Below are 18600 nucleotides of genomic sequence, written 5' to 3' on the forward strand. Positions count from 1 at the left end.
CGCCCGTCGTCCACAGGACGCCCGTCGTCCACAGGGACACCGGGCGACCCGGGCACGGCCTCAGGGCTTAGGCCGTCCAGGCCGGTCCGGGGGTCGGCAAGCGGGACTAAGGCTTCCGGCGCGCGAAGATGCGGCAAGCGCCCCATGCGCCGGCGCCCTCTGGGAAGCGAATCTTGGATCACACCGAACGAGGTGCCCGAGAGAGCAACCAGGGAGTACGAGATGTTCGAGTACGAGATGGCCATCGCCCGCCGCGCCGACCTCCTCCGCGAGGCCGACGCGTACCGACTGGCCCGGGCGGCCAGGAAGGCGCGCCGCTCCTCACGCGGCCAGGAACCCGAAGGGTCGGTGAGTGGAAACCGGAGCCGCTTCACCCGCGCCGCGTAAGCCGCGGCGCGAGCAGCGGGAGCCGACGCGTGAGGAGAAGCGCCGCGATACTCGGTGACGCCGAACGGCCGCCCTGTGCGATGCTCGGCGACGTGGAGACCAGATCCGTGAGCCCGGTGTTCGTCGGCCGAGCCGACGAACTGGCCATACTCGTCGATGCACTGACACGCGCCGGGGACCAGGAGCCGCAGGCCCTGGTCATCGGGGGCGAGGCCGGCGTCGGCAAGACCCGCCTCACGGAGGAGTTCCTGGGCGAGGCGGCCCGCCGCGGCGCGGTGGTGGCCGTCGGAGGCTGTGTGGAGATCGGGGCGGAGGGGCTTCCCTTCGCCCCCTTCTCGACGGCGCTGCGCAGCCTGCGCCGCCGGCTCCCCGAGGAACTGGCCGCCGCGACCGCCGGGCAGGAGGACGAACTCGCCCGCATCCTCCCCGAGCTCGGCGACACCCCCAGGGGCCCGCACGACGAGGAGAGCACCGCGCGCCTCTTCGAGCTGACGGCCCGCATGCTCGAACGGCTCGCCGCCGATCGCACCATCGTGCTCGTCCTGGAAGACCTGCACTGGGCCGACACCTCCACCCGGCACCTCCTCGCCTACCTCTTCCGCACCCTCGGCAACGGCCGTCTCGTCGTCGTCGCCACCTATCGCGCCGACGACATCCACCGCCGCCACCCGCTGCGCCCGCTCCTCGCCGAACTCGACCGGCTCCGCACCGTCCAACGCATCGAACTGCCCCGTTTCAACCGGGCAGAGGTGCGCCGACAGCTCGCCGGCATCCTCGCCTCGCGGCCCGACGAGGCCTTCGTGGACTCGGTGTTCGACCGCTCCGACGGCAATGCCTTCTTCGTCGAGGAACTCGTCGCCTCGCGGGCGAACGGCTGCCGTACGGGACTGACCGAATCCCTGCGCGATCTGCTGCTCGTCCGGGTCGAGGTCCTGCCGGAGTCCGCGCAGCGCGTGGTCCGGATCGTGGCCGAGGGCGGTTCCACCGTCGAGTACCCGCTGCTGCGCGCCGTCACGGGGCTCGGCGAGGACGAGCTGATCGAGGCTCTGCGGGCCGCCGTCGGCGCCAACATCCTCCTCCCCACCTCCGACGGGGACGGCTACCGCTTCCGTCACTCCCTCGTCCGCGAGGCCGTCAGCGACGACCTGCTGCCGGGCGAGCGCGCCCGCGTCAACCGACGTTTCGCCGAGGCCATGGAAGCCGACGAGACGCTGATCCGCGCCGGCGAACGGGTCATCAGGCTGGCCAACTACTGGTACTACGCCAACGACGCGGTCAAGGCGCTGCCCGCCGTCCTCGCCGCCTCCGTGACCGCCCGCCGCCGACACGCCTACTCCGAGCAGCTGAGCCTGCTGGAACGGGCCATCGACCTCTGGGACAGCGTCCCGGAGGAGACGCGCGAGGGACTCCGCCCGGCGGACTACACCGACGTCTACCCGCCCTGTGGATGCGATCCGGAGAACACCGGGCTCCGGCGACTCGACCTGCTGGCCGAGGCCACCGTCGCGGCCCGCTACGGAGGCGAACGCGAGCGCGCCCTCAAGCTGACCAAGACGGCGCTGCGCATGCTGGAGGAGGACGAGGACCCGCTCAGGGCCGCCTGGTTCTGGACCGAGCGCTCCCGGTTGGTCGCAAGCCTCGCCCGCGGCGACGGGTGGGCGGAGATAGCCAGGGCGCAGGAACTCGTCCGGGGGCTGCCCCCGTCCCAGGTGCACGCCGAGGTGCTGGTCCGGGCCGCGGGCTGGGGCATGCTCCACAAGCCGGGCCCCGACAACCTCGCCGCCGCCGAACGCGCCGTGGAGTACGCGCGGATGGTCGGCGCGGAGGACGTCGAACTCAACGCGCGGATCACGGTCGCCTCCCTGTGTGTCGACTCCGGCGACAGCGAGACGGGCCTCGCCGAACTGCACGCGGTCAAGGACCGCGCCACGGAACTCGGGCTGACCGCATTGGCCGGTCGTGCTCATATCAATCTCACCTCTCAGTTGGAATCGCTGGGCCGTTCCGCGGAAGCCGTGGAAGTGGCCAAGCGGGGCACTGAACTCGTCGGCAAATCAAGGCTGTTGGACTCCGAGGCCTGGGTTCGGGGCAACATGGCGGAAAGCCTCTACAGCCTCGGCCGCTGGGACGAGGCCGCCGAGGAAGCCCGGGAGACCCTCCGTGTTGGCCAGAGTGCCGCCCCGCGCGCCTCCGCCGCCGCACGCCTCTCCTACCTGGCCCTGGCCCGCGGTGAACTCTCCGAGGCCGCCGCCCAACTCGCCACGGCACACGCATACTTCGGCACGCACGACGCCCAGCCCCAACACCGACTGCCGCTCTACCGGCTGGAGATCGGAGTGGCCGCGGGCGAGGGCCGGATCGTCGAGGCCCGCAGCCACGTCACCGAAGCCATCGCCCACGGATTCGCGCTCGGGCAACACCGCTACGCCTGGCCGCTGTTGCTGGCCGCGGCCACCGCTGAGGCCGACGCCCGGGGACTCCCGACCGCCGACTCCGGACGGGAAGCCGCCCTGAAGGCGCTGCGCGCCGCCGCCCGCACCCTGGCGACCCCGGTGCCGGTGTGGACCGCGCACGCCGAGTACGTCCGGACCGAGCTGCTCCGCGCCGATGGCCGGGACACCACCGCGGACTGGACCGCCGTCGTCGACATGATCCGACCCCTCGCCCGCCCCTACCTGCTCGCCCGGGCCGGGTACCGACTCGGCGAGGCGCTGCTCGTGGCCGGCGGCGACCGGGAGACGGCCACCGAACTGCTCCGCGAGGCACACGCCACCGCCGAGCGGCTCGGCTCCCGACGGCTGTGCGAGGACCTGACGCTGCTGGCGCAACGCGCCCGGGTCCCGCTCGACGCCCCCGACCCGCACGGGGCGCCGCCGACACCGGAGGTGGACCCGGCCGAGGCCCTGGGGCTGACCAGCCGCGAGCGGGACGTACTACGGCTGGTCGCGACGGGCAGCACCAACCGCCGGATCGCGGAGGAACTCTTCATCTCCCCGAAGACGGCCAGCGTGCACGTCTCGAACATCCTGGCCAAGCTGGGCGTGGCCGGCCGCGGCGAGGCCGCCGCCCTCGCCCATAGGCTCAGACTGTTCGGCCCCGAACTCCAGGACCGCCCGGACCGCGGAAGCCGCCGGACCCCGGGAGGCGGCCAGGCCGGTCACAGTGGCCGGCCGTCCGGATCCGCCCCGGTACGCGGCGCCGGGTCTAGGCCGGAGGTCGCTCGGCAGGGCGTATGAGCACCGTGCCGGATTCGAGATCTATCGGGCCCCGTCCCGGATCGCCGTCATTGACGTCGGTCCGGGACAGCTCCAGTCGTTTCTTCTCCTCGTTGGTGTGCTTGCGCCCCGGGGCGAAGAGCTCCTCGAACATGTTGAACACGCTGTCCACCACGCCTTTCGTCCCCGGCCGGGGCCTCGTCGGTCATCGCACCGTCAGTGTCAGGATCCTGTCGTCGCCGGTCTCCGGCGACCCGCGCCCATCCGTCTCGCTCGTGACCAGCAGCAACGCGTCCCCGCCCAGCGGCACCACGGTCCGCAACCGGCCGTACCGGCCCTGGAGGAAGGCCTCCGGCTCGGCCACCGGGGTCGCGCCGGCGAGCGGGATCCGCCACAGCCGCTCGCCCTTCAGCCCCGCCATCCAGATCGAGCCCTGCGCCCAGGCGATGCCGCTCGGCGACGCCTCGTCGGTCTTCCACACGGCCACCGGGTCGCGGAAGCCGGGTCTGCCCGCCTTCCCCTCGGCCTCCGGCCAGCCGTAGTTCACACCGGGCTCGATCAGATTCAGCTCGTCCCACGTGTTCTGGCCGAACTCGGCGGCCCAGAGCCGCTTGTCCTTGTCCCAGGTGAGGCCCTGCACATTGCGGTGGCCGTACGAATAGACGACCGAGTCCGCCTCCGGGTTGCCGTGCACCGGTTCCCCGTCCGGGGTCATCCGCAGGATCTTGCCGCCGAGGGACTTCTTGTCCTGCGCGAGCCCGGTCTCGCCGGTCTCCCCGGTGCCGACGTACAGCATCTTGTCCGGGCCGAACGCGATCCGACCCCCGTTGTGGACGAGGCCCTTCGGGATGCCCCGGAACACCGTGTCGGGTGCCCCCAACCGCTGCCCGGCCGGTCTCTGGTCGTCATAGCGCAGGCGGGCGATCCTGTTGTCGGACTCGGTCGTGAAGTAGACGTACACGAGCCGGTCCGAGGCGAAGGTCGGGGAGAGCGCGAGACCCAGCAACCCGCCCTCGCCGCCCGGGGCCACCCCGGGGACCTCGCCGATCGGCGTGATCGCGCCCGTGTCCGCCCGCACGCGACTGATGGTGCCCTTGTCCCGCGAGGCGACCAACAGGTCGCCGCCCGGCAGCGCCGCCACACCCCACGGGGAATCCAGCCCCTTGGTGACCTCGCCCTTCACCGTCACGGCGCCCTTGGCGGGCGGACCGCTCGTGGAGGGGGATCCGGAGGAACCCGGTGACCCGCCCCCCGGTGACGCCGTACCCGGTGGGGAGCCGCCCGGCCGGGCCGCCTCCCCGCCCGGCGGCGAGCAGCCCGCCGCCAGCAGGGCCCCGCACCCGGCCAGGGCCAGCGCCGTCAGGACCGACCGGGGCCGCCCACGCGCGACGTCATACGCGGCCGAGGGCACGGGGCGCCCGCCCCACCGGTCGTCGCGGCGCCCGCCCCACCGCCCGTCCCACCGGTCGTCGCGGCGCGGAGAACCGACCGCCGCCCGCACCCCCGGGCGCCCGTCGCCCCGCCCGTCGCCCTGTCCGTACCGCGGTTCGTATCGCATCGCGCTGTCCCTTCCGGTGCTCCGATCGTGCCTTCCCACCGACTCAACATCGGCGGCACCGCCCGAAGTTCCACCACTCGTACACTCGATCGAGTGGTTGTGCCGGTGGTCGCCGATCGCGCGGGGCACGACCCCCGGCCGGGGTCAGTCCCAGGCTCCCACCGCCGCCGGAAGTTCCGCCATCTCGGCCAGGTCCCCGGCCGTGAGCCGGACCTCGGCAGCCCGGGCGTTCTCCGCCGCCCAATGTGCCCGATCGGCCCCCGGGACGGGCACCACGTGCGGTCCCTGCGCCAACACCCACGCCAGCGCCACCTGCGCCGCGGTGACCTCCGGCCCGTGCCGTCGGGCCACCCGCCGCAGGCCCGCCACCAGCACCTGGTTCGAAGCCATCGCGTCCGCCGTGAACCTCGGGTGCCGGGCCCGCACGTCCGCCGACTCGAAGCCGGCGCCCGGCCGCAGCGTCCCGGTCAGGAACCCGCTGCCCAGCGGCATCGCCGCCAGCACCCCCACCCCGCGCGCCGCACACCACGGCAGCAACTGCCACGCCGCCTCCGGCGACCACACCGACAGTTCGGCCTGCACCGCGCTCACCGGGAACACCTGCTGCGCCCGCTCCAGCAGCCTCACGGTCGACCGGTACGCCCGGTCGCCGCGCCGCCCCGCGCCCGGCCCGGCGCCCGCGCCCAGCGCACAGAAACCGAGCGCCCGCACCTTCCCCGCGGCCACCAGCTCCGCCATGGCGCCCCAGGTCTCCTCCACCGGCACGTCCGGGTCCACCCGGTGCAGCTGGTACAGGTCTATGACGTCGGTCCGCAGCCGCCGCAGCGAGGCGTCGCAGGCCCGCCGCACATATCCGGGCCGACCGTCCGCCACCACGTGCTGCTCACCGGCCCGCAGGCCCACCTTGGCCGACACGAAGGCCTCGGACCGCCGCTCCCGCAGCACCCGCCCGAGGACCAGCTCGTTGGTGAACGGCCCGTACACATCGGCCGTGTCCAGCAGGTTCGCACCGAGGTCAAGTGCCGTGTGCAGGGTCCGCATCGACTCCTCGCCCCGGCGGTGCGAGGGCGCGTACGCCCAGCTCATCGGCATGCAGCCGAGGCCGATGGCGCCCACCCACAGCGGCCCCGACCCGATCGACCTGCGCTCCACCTGTGCGTCCCCCTCCCGGTCCGGCCATCAAACTAACGGCTTGATCCGGATCCCTTGGCATAGCCTCGTGATCATGACTGCAACGACCCCGGACGTCTGGCTCCCCTTCGCCGCCGACGAGATCGAAGGCCTTCCCGACTGCTTCCGGTACCGACGGTGGGACGGCGAGGACGCGTTCCCCGCGGACCCGGGGGACTGCGTCTTCTACGTCACCCCGTACATGAAGTCCCCGGCCGTCACCCTGCGACCGCTGCCGGCGATGCCCGACCTCCAGGTCGTCCAAACCCTCACCGCGGGCATCGACCACGTACTCGGCGGCCTCGACGGGCTGCGGCCCGGCGTGCGCCTGTGCAACGCCCGCGGCGTGCACGAGGCCAGCACCGCCGAACTGACCCTCACCCTGATCCTCGCCTCGCTCCGCGGCATCCCCGGCATGGTCCGCGGCCAGGACCGCGAGGAGTGGCGCGCCGGCTTCTACCCGGCCCTCGCCGACAAGTCGGTCCTGATCGTCGGGCACGGGTCGGTCGGCGCGGCCATCGAGGACCGGTTGATCCCCTTCGAGTGCGCGCGCGTCACACGGGTCGCACGCTCCGCGCGCACCACCGCGCACGGGCCGGTGCACGCCCTCGCCGACCTTCCCCGACTCCTCCCGGACGCCGACGTGGTGGTCCTTTCCACCCCGCTGACCGATGCCACCCGCGGCCTGGTCGACACCCATTTCCTCAGCCGGATGAAGGACGGCGCCCTGCTCGTGAACGTGGCGCGCGGACCGGTCGTCGACACGGCGGCCCTGCTCGCGGAACTGGAATCAGGCCGGTTGCGGGCGGCGCTCGACGTGACCGAGCCGGAACCGCTGCCCGCGGGCCACCCGCTGTGGCACGCCCCGAACGTCCTGATCACGCCCCATGTGGGCGGCAGCAGTTCGGCGTTCGAGCCGCGGGCCAAGCGGCTCCTGGCCCGGCAGCTCTCCCGGTTCGCCGCCGGCGAGCCCCTGGAGAACACGGTGTTGACCACGGGGTGACCCGATGTGAGCACGTTCCGTATTCACCCGAGTGCGCGCGGTGTCGACAACCCCCCGGACGGTGACGCAGAGTAGAGGAGCTATGTCGCTGAGTGACGAAAGTGGTGTATCGTCCGGAACAAGGGGCTGCGCCGGGAACGTCCGGCGCCGGGGAGTGATCGGACACTTTGGGGGCGACGGGCGATGCACGGCCAATGGACGAAGGATCCGACGCGGCAGAGCCGCCGGAGGCGACGATGGGGTGCGCCGAAGCTGGCAGGCGAGGGGGACCGGTGAGCCCCCCGGGGGCGGCGCTCCTGACCCGGCCCCCGACGGCGGGCGCCGGCAAGGGCCTGGCGGCGCAGCTCCTCCTCGCGGTGGTCAGCGGTGGTTACGCCGTCGGAGCCGCCCTCGGCTGGGGATCGACCGAACTCGCCAAGTTTATGGGCGATTTCGGGCTCAGCACGGCGGGACTGCTCGCCGCCGTCTCCTGCTTCCACTACGCACGCACCATCGACCGGCGCGAACGTCCCGCCTGGCTGATGTTCGCGTTCTCCTCCCTGATGGGGGCCCTCGGAAACGCCGTCTGGGGCTGGTACGAGGTCATTCTCGGCCAGGAGGTCCCGGAACCCTCCCTCGCCGACTTCGCCTTCCTCTGCTTCGCACCGCCCGCCATCGTGGGCCTCCTGGTCCTCGCCAAGCGTCCCGTCACCCGGGCCGGCTGGGTCTGCCTCGGCCTCGACTCCTGGCTCATCGGCGGATCGTTGCTGACGCTGTCGTGGAGCCTGGCCCTCGCCAACGCCGCGCGCACCGTCCAGTCGGGCGCCCCCGGCAGCGTCCCCCGGGCCGCGCTGTCCCTCGCGTACCCGCTGCTCGACATCGCGCTCGTCTCGATGGTGCTGGTCCTGCACTTCCGCCGCTCGGCGAACAACCGCTCCGCCGTCAACACGGCCATCGCGGCCCTCGCCCTGACCGTCCTGAGCGACGCGCTCTTCACCTCCCCGCTGCTGAACACCACCTACCGCTCCGGTGAGATCCTCGACGCCGGCTGGTTCGCGGGCTCGCTGCTGCTGGCGTACGCCCCCTGGGGCGCCCGCAGGGCCGAGTCCGCCGAGCAGGCGGTGAGGCCCCCGCGAGCGGAGCGCCCGCACAGCCGTCCCATCTCCGGCTCGCTGCCCGCGCTGACCCCGTACCTCGCGGCCGCCGTCTGCACCCTCGGCATCCTGTACAACGTCGTGGACGGCCGGAAGGTCGACCGGATGGTCGTCTTCACCGGCTGCACGGTCGTCCTGGCCCTCGTCATCCGGCAGGGCATCATGCTCGTCGACAACATCGCGCTGACCCAGGAACTGGCCCAGAAGGAGAACCACTTCCGCTCCCTGGTCCAGGGTTCCAGCGACGTCATCATGATCGCCGCGCCCACCGGCACCCTGCGCTACGTGAGTCCCGCCGCCGCCGGGGTCTACGGCCGCGAGGCGGAGGAACTGGTCGGCACCGAGCTCGCCACCCTGATCCACCCCGACGACCTCGGCCGCGTTGTCCACGAGGTGCGCCGCTTCCTGGCGGCGCCCCCCTCGGAGGAGCCCACCACCCGCATCGAGTGCCGGTTCGAGTCGGGCGACGGTGACTGGCTCAACGTCGAGTCCACCGTCAACCGGCACCAGGGCGGGCTCATCCTCAACAGCCGCGACGTCACCGAGCGCGTCCGGCTCCAGGCCCAGCTCCAGCACAGCGCCGAGCACGACCCCCTCACCGACCTCCCCAACCGGGCCCTGTTCACCCGCAGGGTCCGCCAGGCGCTGACCGGCCGCCGGGCCGGGGACCACGGCACCGCCGTGCTCTTCATCGACCTCGACGGCTTCAAGGCGGTCAACGACACCATCGGCCACCAGGCCGGCGACGAGCTGCTCGTCGAGGCCGCCCGCAGGCTCCAGGACTCGGTCCGCGCCGGGGACACCGCGGCCCGGCTCGGCGGCGACGAGTTCGCCGCGCTGATCACGGGCGACGGCAGCCGCGACCGCGGCGCCCGCGAGTACCAGGTGCACGAGATCGCCGACCGACTGCGCACCACGCTCTCCCAGCCGTACCGGATCGGGGGCAGCGAGGTCAGGGTCGCCGCGAGCATCGGCGTGGCCTTCGCGGACCCCGGCATCACCCCTTCGGACCTGATGCGCAACGCGGATCTCGCGATGTACCGGGCCAAGGCGGGCGGCAAGAACCGCGTCGAGCTGTACGCGCCGCAGATGCAGGCCGAGGTCGTGCGCAAGGCCGAGCTCGCGGGGCGGCTGCGCACCGCGCTCCACGAGGGTGAGTTCGCCCTGCTGCACCAGCCCGTGGTCTCGCTGGCCACCGGGGAGGTCATGGCCGTCGCCGCGCAGGCCCGTTGGCGCTCGGCGCAGGGGATCCTGTTCACGCCGGCCGAGTTCCTGCGGGTGGCCGAGTACAGCGAGGGCGCCGCCCACGGCGTCGCTCCGGATGCCTCGCGCACCGCCGAGCTGGGGCGCTGGTTGCTGGAGGAGGCCGTGGAGCAGGCCGCCGAGCGGCACCGGGCCGGTCATCATGTGCCGGTGGCGGTCCGGATGACCGCCCAGCGGCTGCTGGACCGCTCCGCGCCGCTCGCCTCCCTGGACGCCCTGCTGACCCGGCACGGGCTGCCGTCCGGTGCGCTGGTGATCGAGTTGGCGGACAGCGATCCCAGGGTGCCCTTCGACGAGCTGGAGCGGCGCCTGACGGCCTTGCGGAGGCTGGGCGTCCTGATCGCCCTCGACGGCTTCGGCAGCGGTTACGCGGCCATCAGCGCCCTCCGGCGGCTGCCCGTGGACATGCTGAAACTGGACCGGGGCCTGGTCGAGGGCCTGGTGGAATCGGCCCGCCTGCACAAGATCACCGCAGGTTTGTTGCGGATCGCAAACGACCTGGGGATGCAGTCGGTGGCCGACGGGGTGGACCTGCCCGAGCAGGTGTCGGCCCTGCGGGCGATGGGGTGCACCCAGGGTCAAGGAATGGCCTTCTCCGGACCACTCGACGAATACAGGCTGCGACGCGCCCTCGTGCGCGGTACGTTCCCAGTACCGGGCGGTTTGGCCCAGCCGGCCTTGGCCGGAGGCTCGTCCAGTGGCTTGATGGTCATCCGTAGAGGCTCAAATAATGAGACGCCCGTCCCACCCGCTTGACATCCACCTCCCGCCGGAGGGAGGGTCAGTGCCATGCGCACCCGAATTCTCGTACTTGGAAAGCGCGTCGGCTGAAGCTGGGACCTGTATGTCCCCGCTCCACACACCCGACGCGCTCCCCTCGCTTGCCTCCCGGCACGAGGGGTTTTTTGTTGCACTGGCACACGCCTTCGGAGCTTGCTCCGAAGGATCCCCGCTCCTCGTAAAACCCTCAGCTTCGAGAAGAGAATGCCGATGACCGAGCAGGCCACCGGGGCCCACCATCCGCAGCCGCGGCCCCGTACGGGTGGACACCAGTCCGCCGCAGTTGAGCACGTCACGGGTGCGCAGTCCCTCATCCGCTCTCTCGAAGAGGTGGGGTGCGACACCGTGTTCGGGATCCCGGGTGGCGCCATCCTTCCCGCCTACGACCCGATGATGGACAGCAAGAGGGTCCGTCACATCCTGGTCCGCCACGAGCAGGGCGCCGGCCACGCCGCGACCGGCTACGCGCAGGCCACCGGGAAGGTCGGCGTCTGCATGGCCACCTCGGGCCCGGGCGCCACCAACCTGGTCACCCCGATCGCCGACGCGCACATGGACTCCGTGCCGCTCGTCGCGATCACCGGCCAGGTCTCCTCCAAGGCGATCGGCACCGACGCCTTCCAGGAGGCGGACATCGTCGGCATCACGATGCCGATCACGAAGCACAACTTCCTGGTCACGCGGGCCGAGGACATCCCGCGGACGATCGCGGAGGCGTTCCACATCGCCTCCACCGGCCGCCCCGGCCCGGTCCTGGTGGACATCGCCAAGGACGCCCTCCAGTCGAAGACCACCTTCTCGTGGCCGCCGACCCACGACCTGCCGGGCTACCGGCCCGTCACCAAGCCGCACGCCAAGCAGATCCGGGAGGCCGCCAAGCTCATCTGCGCGGCCAAGCGCCCGGTCCTGTACGTCGGCGGCGGTGTCATGAAGTCCGGCGCCACCGCCGAGCTGAAGGTCCTCGCGGAACTGACCGGCGTCCCCGTCTGTACCACCCTGATGGCGCTCGGCTCCTTCCCCGACAGCCACCCGCTGCACGTCGGCATGCCCGGCATGCACGGTTCGGTCACCGGCGTCACCTCGCTGCAGAAGTCGGACCTGCTGATCGCGCTCGGCACCCGCTTCGACGACCGCGTCACCGGCAAGCTGGACAGTTTCGCCCCGTTCGCCAAGGTCATCCACGCGGACATCGACCCGGCCGAGATCGGCAAGAACCGCGAGGTCGACGTCCCGATCGTGGGCGACGCCCGCGAGGTCATCGCCGACCTGATCCAGGCAATCCAGGCCGAGCACACCGAGGGCAACGCGGGCGACTACACCGCCTGGTGGAAGGACCTCAGCCGCTGGCGCGAGACGTACCCGCTGGGCTACGACCTGCCCGCGGACGGCAGCCTCTCGCCGCAGCAGGTCATCCAGCGGATCGGCGCGCTCGCCCCGGAGCACACCATCTACGCGGCCGGCGTCGGCCAACACCAGATGTGGGCCTCGCACTTCGTCGACTACGAGGAGCCCCGCACCTGGCTGAACTCCGGCGGCGCCGGAACCATGGGCTACGCGGTCCCGGCCGCGATGGGCGCCAAGGTCGGCATGCCGGACCGCACGGTCTGGGCGATCGACGGCGACGGCTGCTTCCAGATGACCAATCAGGAACTGGCCACCTGCGCGCTGAACAACATCCCGATCAAGGTCGCGATCATCAACAACGGCGCGCTGGGCATGGTCCGCCAGTGGCAGACCCTGTTCTACAACCAGCGGTACTCCAACACGGTCCTGCACGCCGACGAGACCGGCCACGCCACCGTGGGCTCCCAGCTCGGCGAGTCCATCGCCCCCCGCAAGGGCACCCGCGTCCCGGACTTCGTGAAACTGTCCGAGGCCATGGGCTGCGTCGCACTGCGCTGCGAGGACCCCGCCGACCTGGACCGGGTCATCGCCGAGGCCAACGCGATCAACGACCGCCCGGTGGTCGTCGACTTCATCGTCCACGAGGACGCCATGGTGTGGCCGATGGTCGCCGCCGGCACCTCCAACGACGAGGTCATGGCTGCCCGGGGCGTCCGTCCCGACTTCGGCGACAACGAAGACGACTGAGCCGAGAGAGCCTGAGAGAGAGAACGACTCACATGTCCAAGCACACGCTCTCCGTCCTGGTCGAGAACACGCCCGGCATCCTCGCTCGGATCGCCGCCCTGTTCTCCCGCCGCGGCTTCAACATCGACTCCCTCGCGGTCGGTGTCACCGAGCACCCCGACATCTCGCGCATCACCATCGTCGTGAACGTCGAGGACCTTCCGCTGGAGCAGGTGACCAAGCAGCTCAACAAGCTGGTCAACGTGCTCAAGATCGTCGAGCTGGAGCAGCACAACGCCATCGAGCGTGAACTCGTTCTGGTGAAGGTCCGCGCCGACAACGAGACCCGCTCGCAGATCGTCGAGATCGTCCAGCTGTTCCGCGCCAAGACGGTCGACGTCTCCCCGGAGGCCGTCACCATCGAGGCCACCGGCGGCACCGACAAGCTCGGCGCGATGCTGAAGATGCTGGAGCCCTTCGGCATCAAGGAACTCGTGCAGTCCGGCACGATCGCCATAGGGCGTGGCGGACGGTCCATCACGGACCGCAGCCTGCGCGCGCTCGACCGCAGCGCCTGAGCGACCGCTCCACCGGTCGTTCGACCGTTCGCCCCCGTGGGCGGCCCGCCGCGCGTCGGCGGGCCGCCCGCATGGCGAGACCGAGAAACTCACATTCCGTTCCCCGCCGTACGGTGGGAGCAACACACGCGCACCAAGGAGATATCCCAGTGGCCGAGCTGTTCTACGAGAACGACGCCGACCTGTCCATCATCGCGGGCCGCAAGGTCGCGGTCATCGGCTACGGCAGCCAGGGCCACGCCCACGCGCTGTCGCTCCGTGACTCCGGCGTCGACGTCGTCGTCGGCCTGAAGGAGGGCTCCAAGTCCAAGGCCAAGGCCGAGGAGCAGGGCCTGAAGGTCGTCTCGGTGTCCGAGGCCGCCGAGTGGGCCAACGTCATCATGATCCTGACCCCGGACCCGCTCCAGGCCGAGATCTACGAGGAGTCCATCAAGGACCACCTCCAGGACGGCGACGCGCTCTTCTTCGGTCACGGCTTCAACGTCCGCTACGGCTTCATCAAGCCCCCGGCCAACGTGGACGTCGCCCTGGTCGCCCCGAAGGGCCCGGGTCACCTGGTCCGCCGCCAGTACGAGGAAGGCCGCGGCGTGCCCTGCATCGCCGCCGTCGAGCAGGACCACAGCGGCAACGCCTTCGCCCTCGCGCTCTCCTACGCGGCCGGCATCGGCGGCACCCGCGCCGGCGTCATCAAGACCACCTTCACCGAGGAGACCGAGACCGACCTGTTCGGTGAGCAGGCCGTCCTCTGCGGTGGCGCCTCCGCGCTGGTCAAGGCCGGTTTCGAGACCCTGACCGAGGCCGGCTACCAGCCGGAGATCGCGTACTTCGAGTGCCTGCACGAGCTGAAGCTCATCGTGGACCTCATGTACGAGGGTGGCCTGGAGAAGATGCGCTGGTCGGTCTCCGAGACCGCCGAGTGGGGCGACTACATCACCGGCCCCCGCATCATCACGGACGCCACCAAGGCCGAGATGAAGAAGGTCCTCGCGGAGATCCAGAGCGGCGAGTTCGCCAACACCTGGATGGCCGAGTACAAGGCCGGTCTGCCGAAGTACAACGAGTACAAGAAGGCCGACGAGGCCCACCTGCTGGAGACCACCGGCAAGAAGCTGCGCAAGCTGATGAGCTGGGTCGACAACGACGAGAGCTGATCCCGCCGCGGCGGGGCCGGGACGACGGGTCCCGGCCCCGCCGCGCACGCGCCCCTGGAGGCCGTCCGGCCCGCCGGATCAGCGGCCTTCGACCGCGCGGATTGGCCACCCCGGCCAATCACGGAAGGGTGATCCTTCCGTACAGGCGGAAATCCGCCGCGGATACGCCACTACACTGCTCAACACAACGCGTCAGGCCCACAGTGTCGTGCGTCTTCCACGCGGCTACCCCCTCCACCGCCTGCGGCCGTCGGGACGGCCGTCCGCACTGGACTTGTGAGGATGACCCACGTGAGCTCGAAACCTGTCGTACTCATCGCCGAAGAGCTGTCGCCCGCCACGGTGGACGCGCTCGGTCCGGACTTCGAGATCCGGCACGTCAACGGAGCCGACCGCGCGGAGCTGCTGCCCGCGATCGTCGACGTCGACGCGATCCTGGTCCGCTCCGCCACCAAGGTGGACGCCGAGGCCATCGCCGCCGCCAAGAAGCTCAGGGTGGTCGCCCGCGCGGGTGTGGGCCTCGACAACGTCGACGTCTCCGCCGCCACCAAGGCCGGCGTGATGGTCGTCAACGCGCCGACCTCCAACATCGTCACCGCCGCCGAGCTGGCCTGTGGCCTGCTCGTCGCCACGGCCCGCAACATCCCGCAGGCCAACACCGCCCTGAAGAACGGCGAGTGGAAGCGGAACAAGTACACGGGCGTCGAGCTCAGCGAGAAGACCCTCGGTGTCGTGGGCCTCGGCCGCATCGGCGTCCTGGTGGCCCAGCGCATGTCGGCCTTCGGCATGAAGGTCGTCGCGTACGACCCCTACGTCCAGCCCGCGCGCGCCGCCCAGATGGGCGTCAAGATGCTGACGCTGGACGAGCTGCTGGAGGTCGCGGACTTCATCACCGTGCACCTGCCGAAGACCCCCGAGACCCTCGGTCTCATCGGGGACGAGGCGCTGCACAAGGTGAAGCCGTCCGTCCGCATCGTCAACGCCGCGCGCGGCGGGATCGTGGACGAGGCCGCGCTGTACACGGCCATCAAGGAGGGCCGCGTCGCCGGCGCCGGCCTCGACGTGTACGCGAAGGAGCCCTGCACGGACTCCCCGCTCTTCGAGCTCGACCAGGTCGTCTGCACCCCGCACCTCGGCGCGTCCACGGACGAGGCCCAGGAGAAGGCCGGTGTCTCGGTCGCCAAGTCGGTGCGCCTCGCGCTCGCCGGTGAACTGGTGCCGGACGCGGTCAACGTCCAGGGCGGCGTCATCGCCGAGGACGTGCGTCCGGGCCTGCCGCTCGCCGAGAAGCTCGGCCGCATCTTCACCGCCCTCGCGGGCGAGGTCGCGGTCCGTCTCGACGTCGAGGTCTGCGGCGAGATCACCCAGCACGACGTCAAGGTGCTGGAGCTCTCCGCGCTCAAGGGCGTCTTCGAGGACGTCGTCGACGAGACGGTCTCCTACGTCAACGCCCCGTTGTTCGCGCAGGAACGCGGTGTCGAGGTCCGCCTGACCACCAGCTCGGAGTCCCCGGACCACCGCAACGTGGTCACCGTCCGCGGCACCCTCTCGGACGGGCAGGAGGTCTCGGTCTCCGGCACGCTCGCGGGCCCGAAGCACCTTCAGAAGATCGTCGGCATCGGCGAGTACGACCTGGACCTGGCACTCGCCGAGCAGATGGTCGTCCTGCGCTACGCCGACCGTCCGGGCGTCGTCGGCACCGTCGGCCGCATCCTGGGCGAAGCCGGTCTGAACATCGCGGGCATGCAGGTCGCCCGCGCCGAGGAGGGTGGCGAGGCGCTCGGCGTCCTCACCGTCGACGCCGAGGTCCCGGTGAACGTCCTCGCGGACATCGCCGCCGAGATCGGCGCCGTCTCGGCGCGCACGGTCAGCCTCGGCTGACCCTTCGGCACGCAGGGGAAGGGCCCGGGGGAGACCCCGGGCCCTTTCGCGTTCCGTGTCGTACGGGTCGTTCAGCGTGCGACGGGGGCGGGGACCGCGGCGGCCCCGGCCGACTCCGGCTCCGGTTCCACCGGGGTCGCGGCGGTGGTGCCGATGCCGCGCAGCAGGACCGGCGCGAGGGCCGCGGCCGCGAGCAGCAGGGCCGTTCCGCCCCAGGCCGCGTACTGCATGCCGTGCACGAACGCCTCCCGGGCCAGGTCCAGCACCCGCTGCCCGGCGTCGCCGCCGAGCGAACCGGCGGTGGCGACCGCGCCGCCCAGGGTCTCCCGGACGGCGGGCTCGGCGCCCACCAGGTCGGAGCGGTAGACCGCGGTGCCGAGGCTGCCCAGGACGGCCATGCCCAGGGCGCCGCCGAACTCGGCGCCCGTCTCCAGCAGCGAGGCGGCCGAGCCTGCCTTCTCGGCGGGGGCCGCGCCGAGCGCGATGTCGGAGACCAGGGACATCACGACGACGATCCCACTGGCCAGCACCCCGGCGCCGACGAGGAGCAGCCACAGGGAGTCCGTGCCGACCCGGCCGATGAGGGCGAACCCGGCGGCGCCGAGGAGGAAGCCGCCCGCGATGACGAGGGACCGGTCCACCGTGCGGGCGAGGGCCGCGGCCACGGGGGCGGCGGCGCCGATGGCGACCGACGGGGCCAGGCTCCACAGCGCGGCCTCCAAGGTGCCCATGCCGAGCACCGATTGGAGGTACTGGGTGGTGAAGTAGGCCGAACCCATCATGGCGAAGGCGGAGACGGTCTGGAGGCCGATGCCCGCGCCGAAGCCCCGGTTGCGGAAGAGCGCCCGGCCGACCATGGCGTCGTCGCGGCCCCGCTGGCGGCGCACGAACACGTACCCGAAGGCCAGGCCGACGGCGACGCAGGCGGTGTGGAGCGGTGCGAGGCCCTCTGCGGCGATCTCCTTGAGGCCGTACACCAGGGGCAGTACGGCGGCCATCGACAGCGGGACGCTCGGCAGGTCGAAGCGGCCCGGGGCGGGGTCCTTGAACTCCGGTACCAGCACCGGGACCAGGACCAGCAGGAGCAGCATCGCGGGGACGTTGATCAGGAACACCGAACCCCAGTGGAAGTGGTTCAGCATCACACCGCTCATCACGGAGCCGAGGGCGATGCCGCCGGTCATGGCTCCGGACCAGATGGCGATGGCCTGGGCGCGCTGCCTGGCGTCCCGGAAGAGGTTTCGTACGAGGGCCAGGGTGGACGGCATCAGCGTCGCACCGCCGACGCCGAGCAGTACCCGGCAGGCGATCAGCATCTCGGCGCTGGTCGCGTACGCGGCGCCGACGGAGGCGAGGCCGAAGGCGCTCGCGCCGATCAACAGCAGTTTGCGGCGGCCGATGCGGTCTCCGAGCGAACCCATCGTGATCAGCAGCCCGGAGAGGGCGAAGGCGTAGCTGTCGAAGATCCAGAGCTGTTGGGTGGCGCTCGGGTCCAGCTCCCGGGTGATGGCGGGGATGGCGAAGTAGAGGACGGAGACGTCCATCGAGACCAGGAGCAGCGGCAGCAGCAGGACGGTGAAGGCGGTCCATTCGCGGCGGCCGGCGAGGCGCGCTGAGGCAGCGGGGTTCGTCATGAACAGGAATGTACAAGCGTCATAAACGCTTGTCTAGTACGAGCGTATGGAACTTCCGTCTAGGACAGTTGTCTTGCTACCGTGTCGGCATGGGACATCGCGAAGATCTGCTCCGGGGGGCCAAGGAATGCCTGGTCGAGAAGGGGTTCGTGCGCACCACCGCGCGTGACATCGTCAAGGCCTCGGGCGCCAACCTGGCCTCCATCGGCTATCACTACGGCTCGAAGGACGCCCTGCTCACCCAGGCGTTCATCGAGTTGATCTCCGACTGGGGCGACGCGTTCACCGGCGGCCTCGCGGGGGAGGGCGGCTCGCTCGACCGCTTCCGTGCGGTGTGGCAGGGCGTGCACGCCCGGCACGAGGAGTCGGGCCCGATCTGGGCCGCGAGCCTGGAGGTCGCGCTGACCCGGGACGAGCTCCCGGAGCTGCGCCGACTGCTCGCGGCCTTGCAGGACGAGGGGCGCCGGGGGCTGGTCTCGATGTTCACCGGTGTGCCGGAGGACCGGCTGGAGGAGGGGGACCTGCGCACGCTGGGCACCTTCTACCAGGCCCTGCTCAACGGGTTCATGATCCAGTGGCTCTTCGACGCCGGGAGCGCCGGCACCCCGGCCGAGCTGACCGAGGGGATGCGGCGGGCGGCGGAGCTCATGGCGAAGGGGGCGGGGGCGGGAACGCCGGGGAAGGCGGCCGCGGCGCCGGTCGACGAAGTGCCGGTCGACGGGGCGGCGGGGGAAGTGTCGCCCGACGCGCCCGACGCGGGACCCGCGGCCTGAGCCG

Annotated in this window: 13 protein-coding genes; 9 read left to right on the forward strand and 4 right to left on the reverse strand. The window is 71.5% G+C overall.

Annotated elements, in window-relative coordinates; all coding sequences use genetic code 11:
* Positions 1 to 192 precede the first annotated feature (192 nt).
* Positions 193 to 387: a hypothetical protein gene (locus tag ADK55_RS38480; RefSeq protein WP_159041355.1), complete on the forward strand. Its 195-nt coding sequence runs from the start codon at positions 193 to 195 to the stop codon at positions 385 to 387.
* A gap of 80 nt (positions 388 to 467) precedes the next feature.
* Positions 468 to 3623 (forward strand): helix-turn-helix transcriptional regulator, encoded by a 3156-nt coding sequence (locus ADK55_RS11490; RefSeq protein WP_063839504.1) that lies wholly within the window; start codon positions 468 to 470, stop codon positions 3621 to 3623.
* Here the strand turns inward: ADK55_RS11490 and ADK55_RS11495 are convergent.
* The 3 genes from ADK55_RS11495 to ADK55_RS11505 all read right to left on the reverse strand — a co-directional run bounded on the left by ADK55_RS11495 (position 3592) and on the right by ADK55_RS11505 (position 6312).
* A complete protein-coding gene (locus ADK55_RS11495) occupies positions 3592 to 3765 on the reverse strand; it encodes a DUF6191 domain-containing protein (protein WP_234350002.1) in 174 nt (57 codons plus the stop codon). The two genes, ADK55_RS11490 and ADK55_RS11495, sit on opposite strands and share 32 nt — an antisense overlap.
* Before the next feature lie 42 nt (positions 3766 to 3807).
* Positions 3808 to 4965, reverse strand: coding sequence for a PQQ-dependent sugar dehydrogenase (locus tag ADK55_RS11500; RefSeq protein ID WP_053677746.1), 1158 nt, complete (start codon positions 4963 to 4965; stop codon positions 3808 to 3810).
* Positions 4966 to 5304: 339 nt separating this feature from the next.
* Complete coding sequence (locus ADK55_RS11505) at positions 5305 to 6312, reverse strand: aldo/keto reductase (protein ID WP_053677667.1); 1008 nt, start codon at positions 6310 to 6312, stop codon at positions 5305 to 5307.
* A 73-nt stretch (positions 6313 to 6385) separates the two neighbouring features.
* On the opposite strand from ADK55_RS11505, the gene ADK55_RS11510 reads away from it, so the two are divergent.
* The 6 genes from ADK55_RS11510 to serA all read left to right on the forward strand — a co-directional run bounded on the left by ADK55_RS11510 (position 6386) and on the right by serA (position 16189).
* The gene (locus ADK55_RS11510; protein WP_053677748.1) at positions 6386 to 7333 is read left to right on the forward strand and encodes a 2-hydroxyacid dehydrogenase; all 948 of its coding nucleotides are present in this window, start codon (positions 6386 to 6388) and stop codon (positions 7331 to 7333) included.
* Between the two features lie 272 nt (positions 7334 to 7605).
* Positions 7606 to 10485: a putative bifunctional diguanylate cyclase/phosphodiesterase gene (locus ADK55_RS11515; RefSeq protein ID WP_371591453.1), complete on the forward strand. Its 2880-nt coding sequence runs from the start codon at positions 7606 to 7608 to the stop codon at positions 10483 to 10485.
* A gap of 228 nt (positions 10486 to 10713) precedes the next feature.
* Positions 10714 to 12600 carry an acetolactate synthase large subunit gene (locus ADK55_RS11520; RefSeq protein WP_053677669.1) on the forward strand — a complete coding sequence of 629 codons (1887 nt, stop codon included), beginning with the start codon at positions 10714 to 10716 and terminating at the stop codon, positions 12598 to 12600.
* 32 nt (positions 12601 to 12632) lie between these two features.
* Positions 12633 to 13157, forward strand: coding sequence for an acetolactate synthase small subunit (gene ilvN / locus ADK55_RS11525; RefSeq protein ID WP_053677671.1), 525 nt, complete (start codon positions 12633 to 12635; stop codon positions 13155 to 13157).
* 149 nt (positions 13158 to 13306) lie between these two features.
* Positions 13307 to 14308 (forward strand): ketol-acid reductoisomerase, encoded by a 1002-nt coding sequence (gene ilvC, locus ADK55_RS11530; RefSeq protein ID WP_053677673.1) that lies wholly within the window; start codon positions 13307 to 13309, stop codon positions 14306 to 14308.
* Between the two features lie 291 nt (positions 14309 to 14599).
* Positions 14600 to 16189 (forward strand): phosphoglycerate dehydrogenase, encoded by a 1590-nt coding sequence (serA, locus tag ADK55_RS11535; RefSeq protein WP_053677675.1) that lies wholly within the window; start codon positions 14600 to 14602, stop codon positions 16187 to 16189.
* Positions 16190 to 16260: 71 nt separating this feature from the next.
* On the opposite strand, the gene ADK55_RS11540 is transcribed toward serA, so the two are convergent.
* A complete protein-coding gene (locus tag ADK55_RS11540) occupies positions 16261 to 17823 on the reverse strand; it encodes an MFS transporter (RefSeq protein ID WP_053677676.1) in 1563 nt (520 codons plus the stop codon).
* Positions 17824 to 17912: 89 nt separating this feature from the next.
* Between ADK55_RS11540 and ADK55_RS11545 the strand changes: the two genes are divergently transcribed.
* Complete coding sequence (locus ADK55_RS11545) at positions 17913 to 18596, forward strand: TetR/AcrR family transcriptional regulator (protein WP_078998795.1); 684 nt, start codon at positions 17913 to 17915, stop codon at positions 18594 to 18596.
* The last annotated feature ends 4 nt before the right edge of the window (positions 18597 to 18600 follow it).

The organism is Streptomyces sp. WM4235 (assembly GCF_001279725.1).
Taxonomy (GTDB): Bacteria; Actinomycetota; Actinomycetes; order Streptomycetales; family Streptomycetaceae; genus Streptomyces.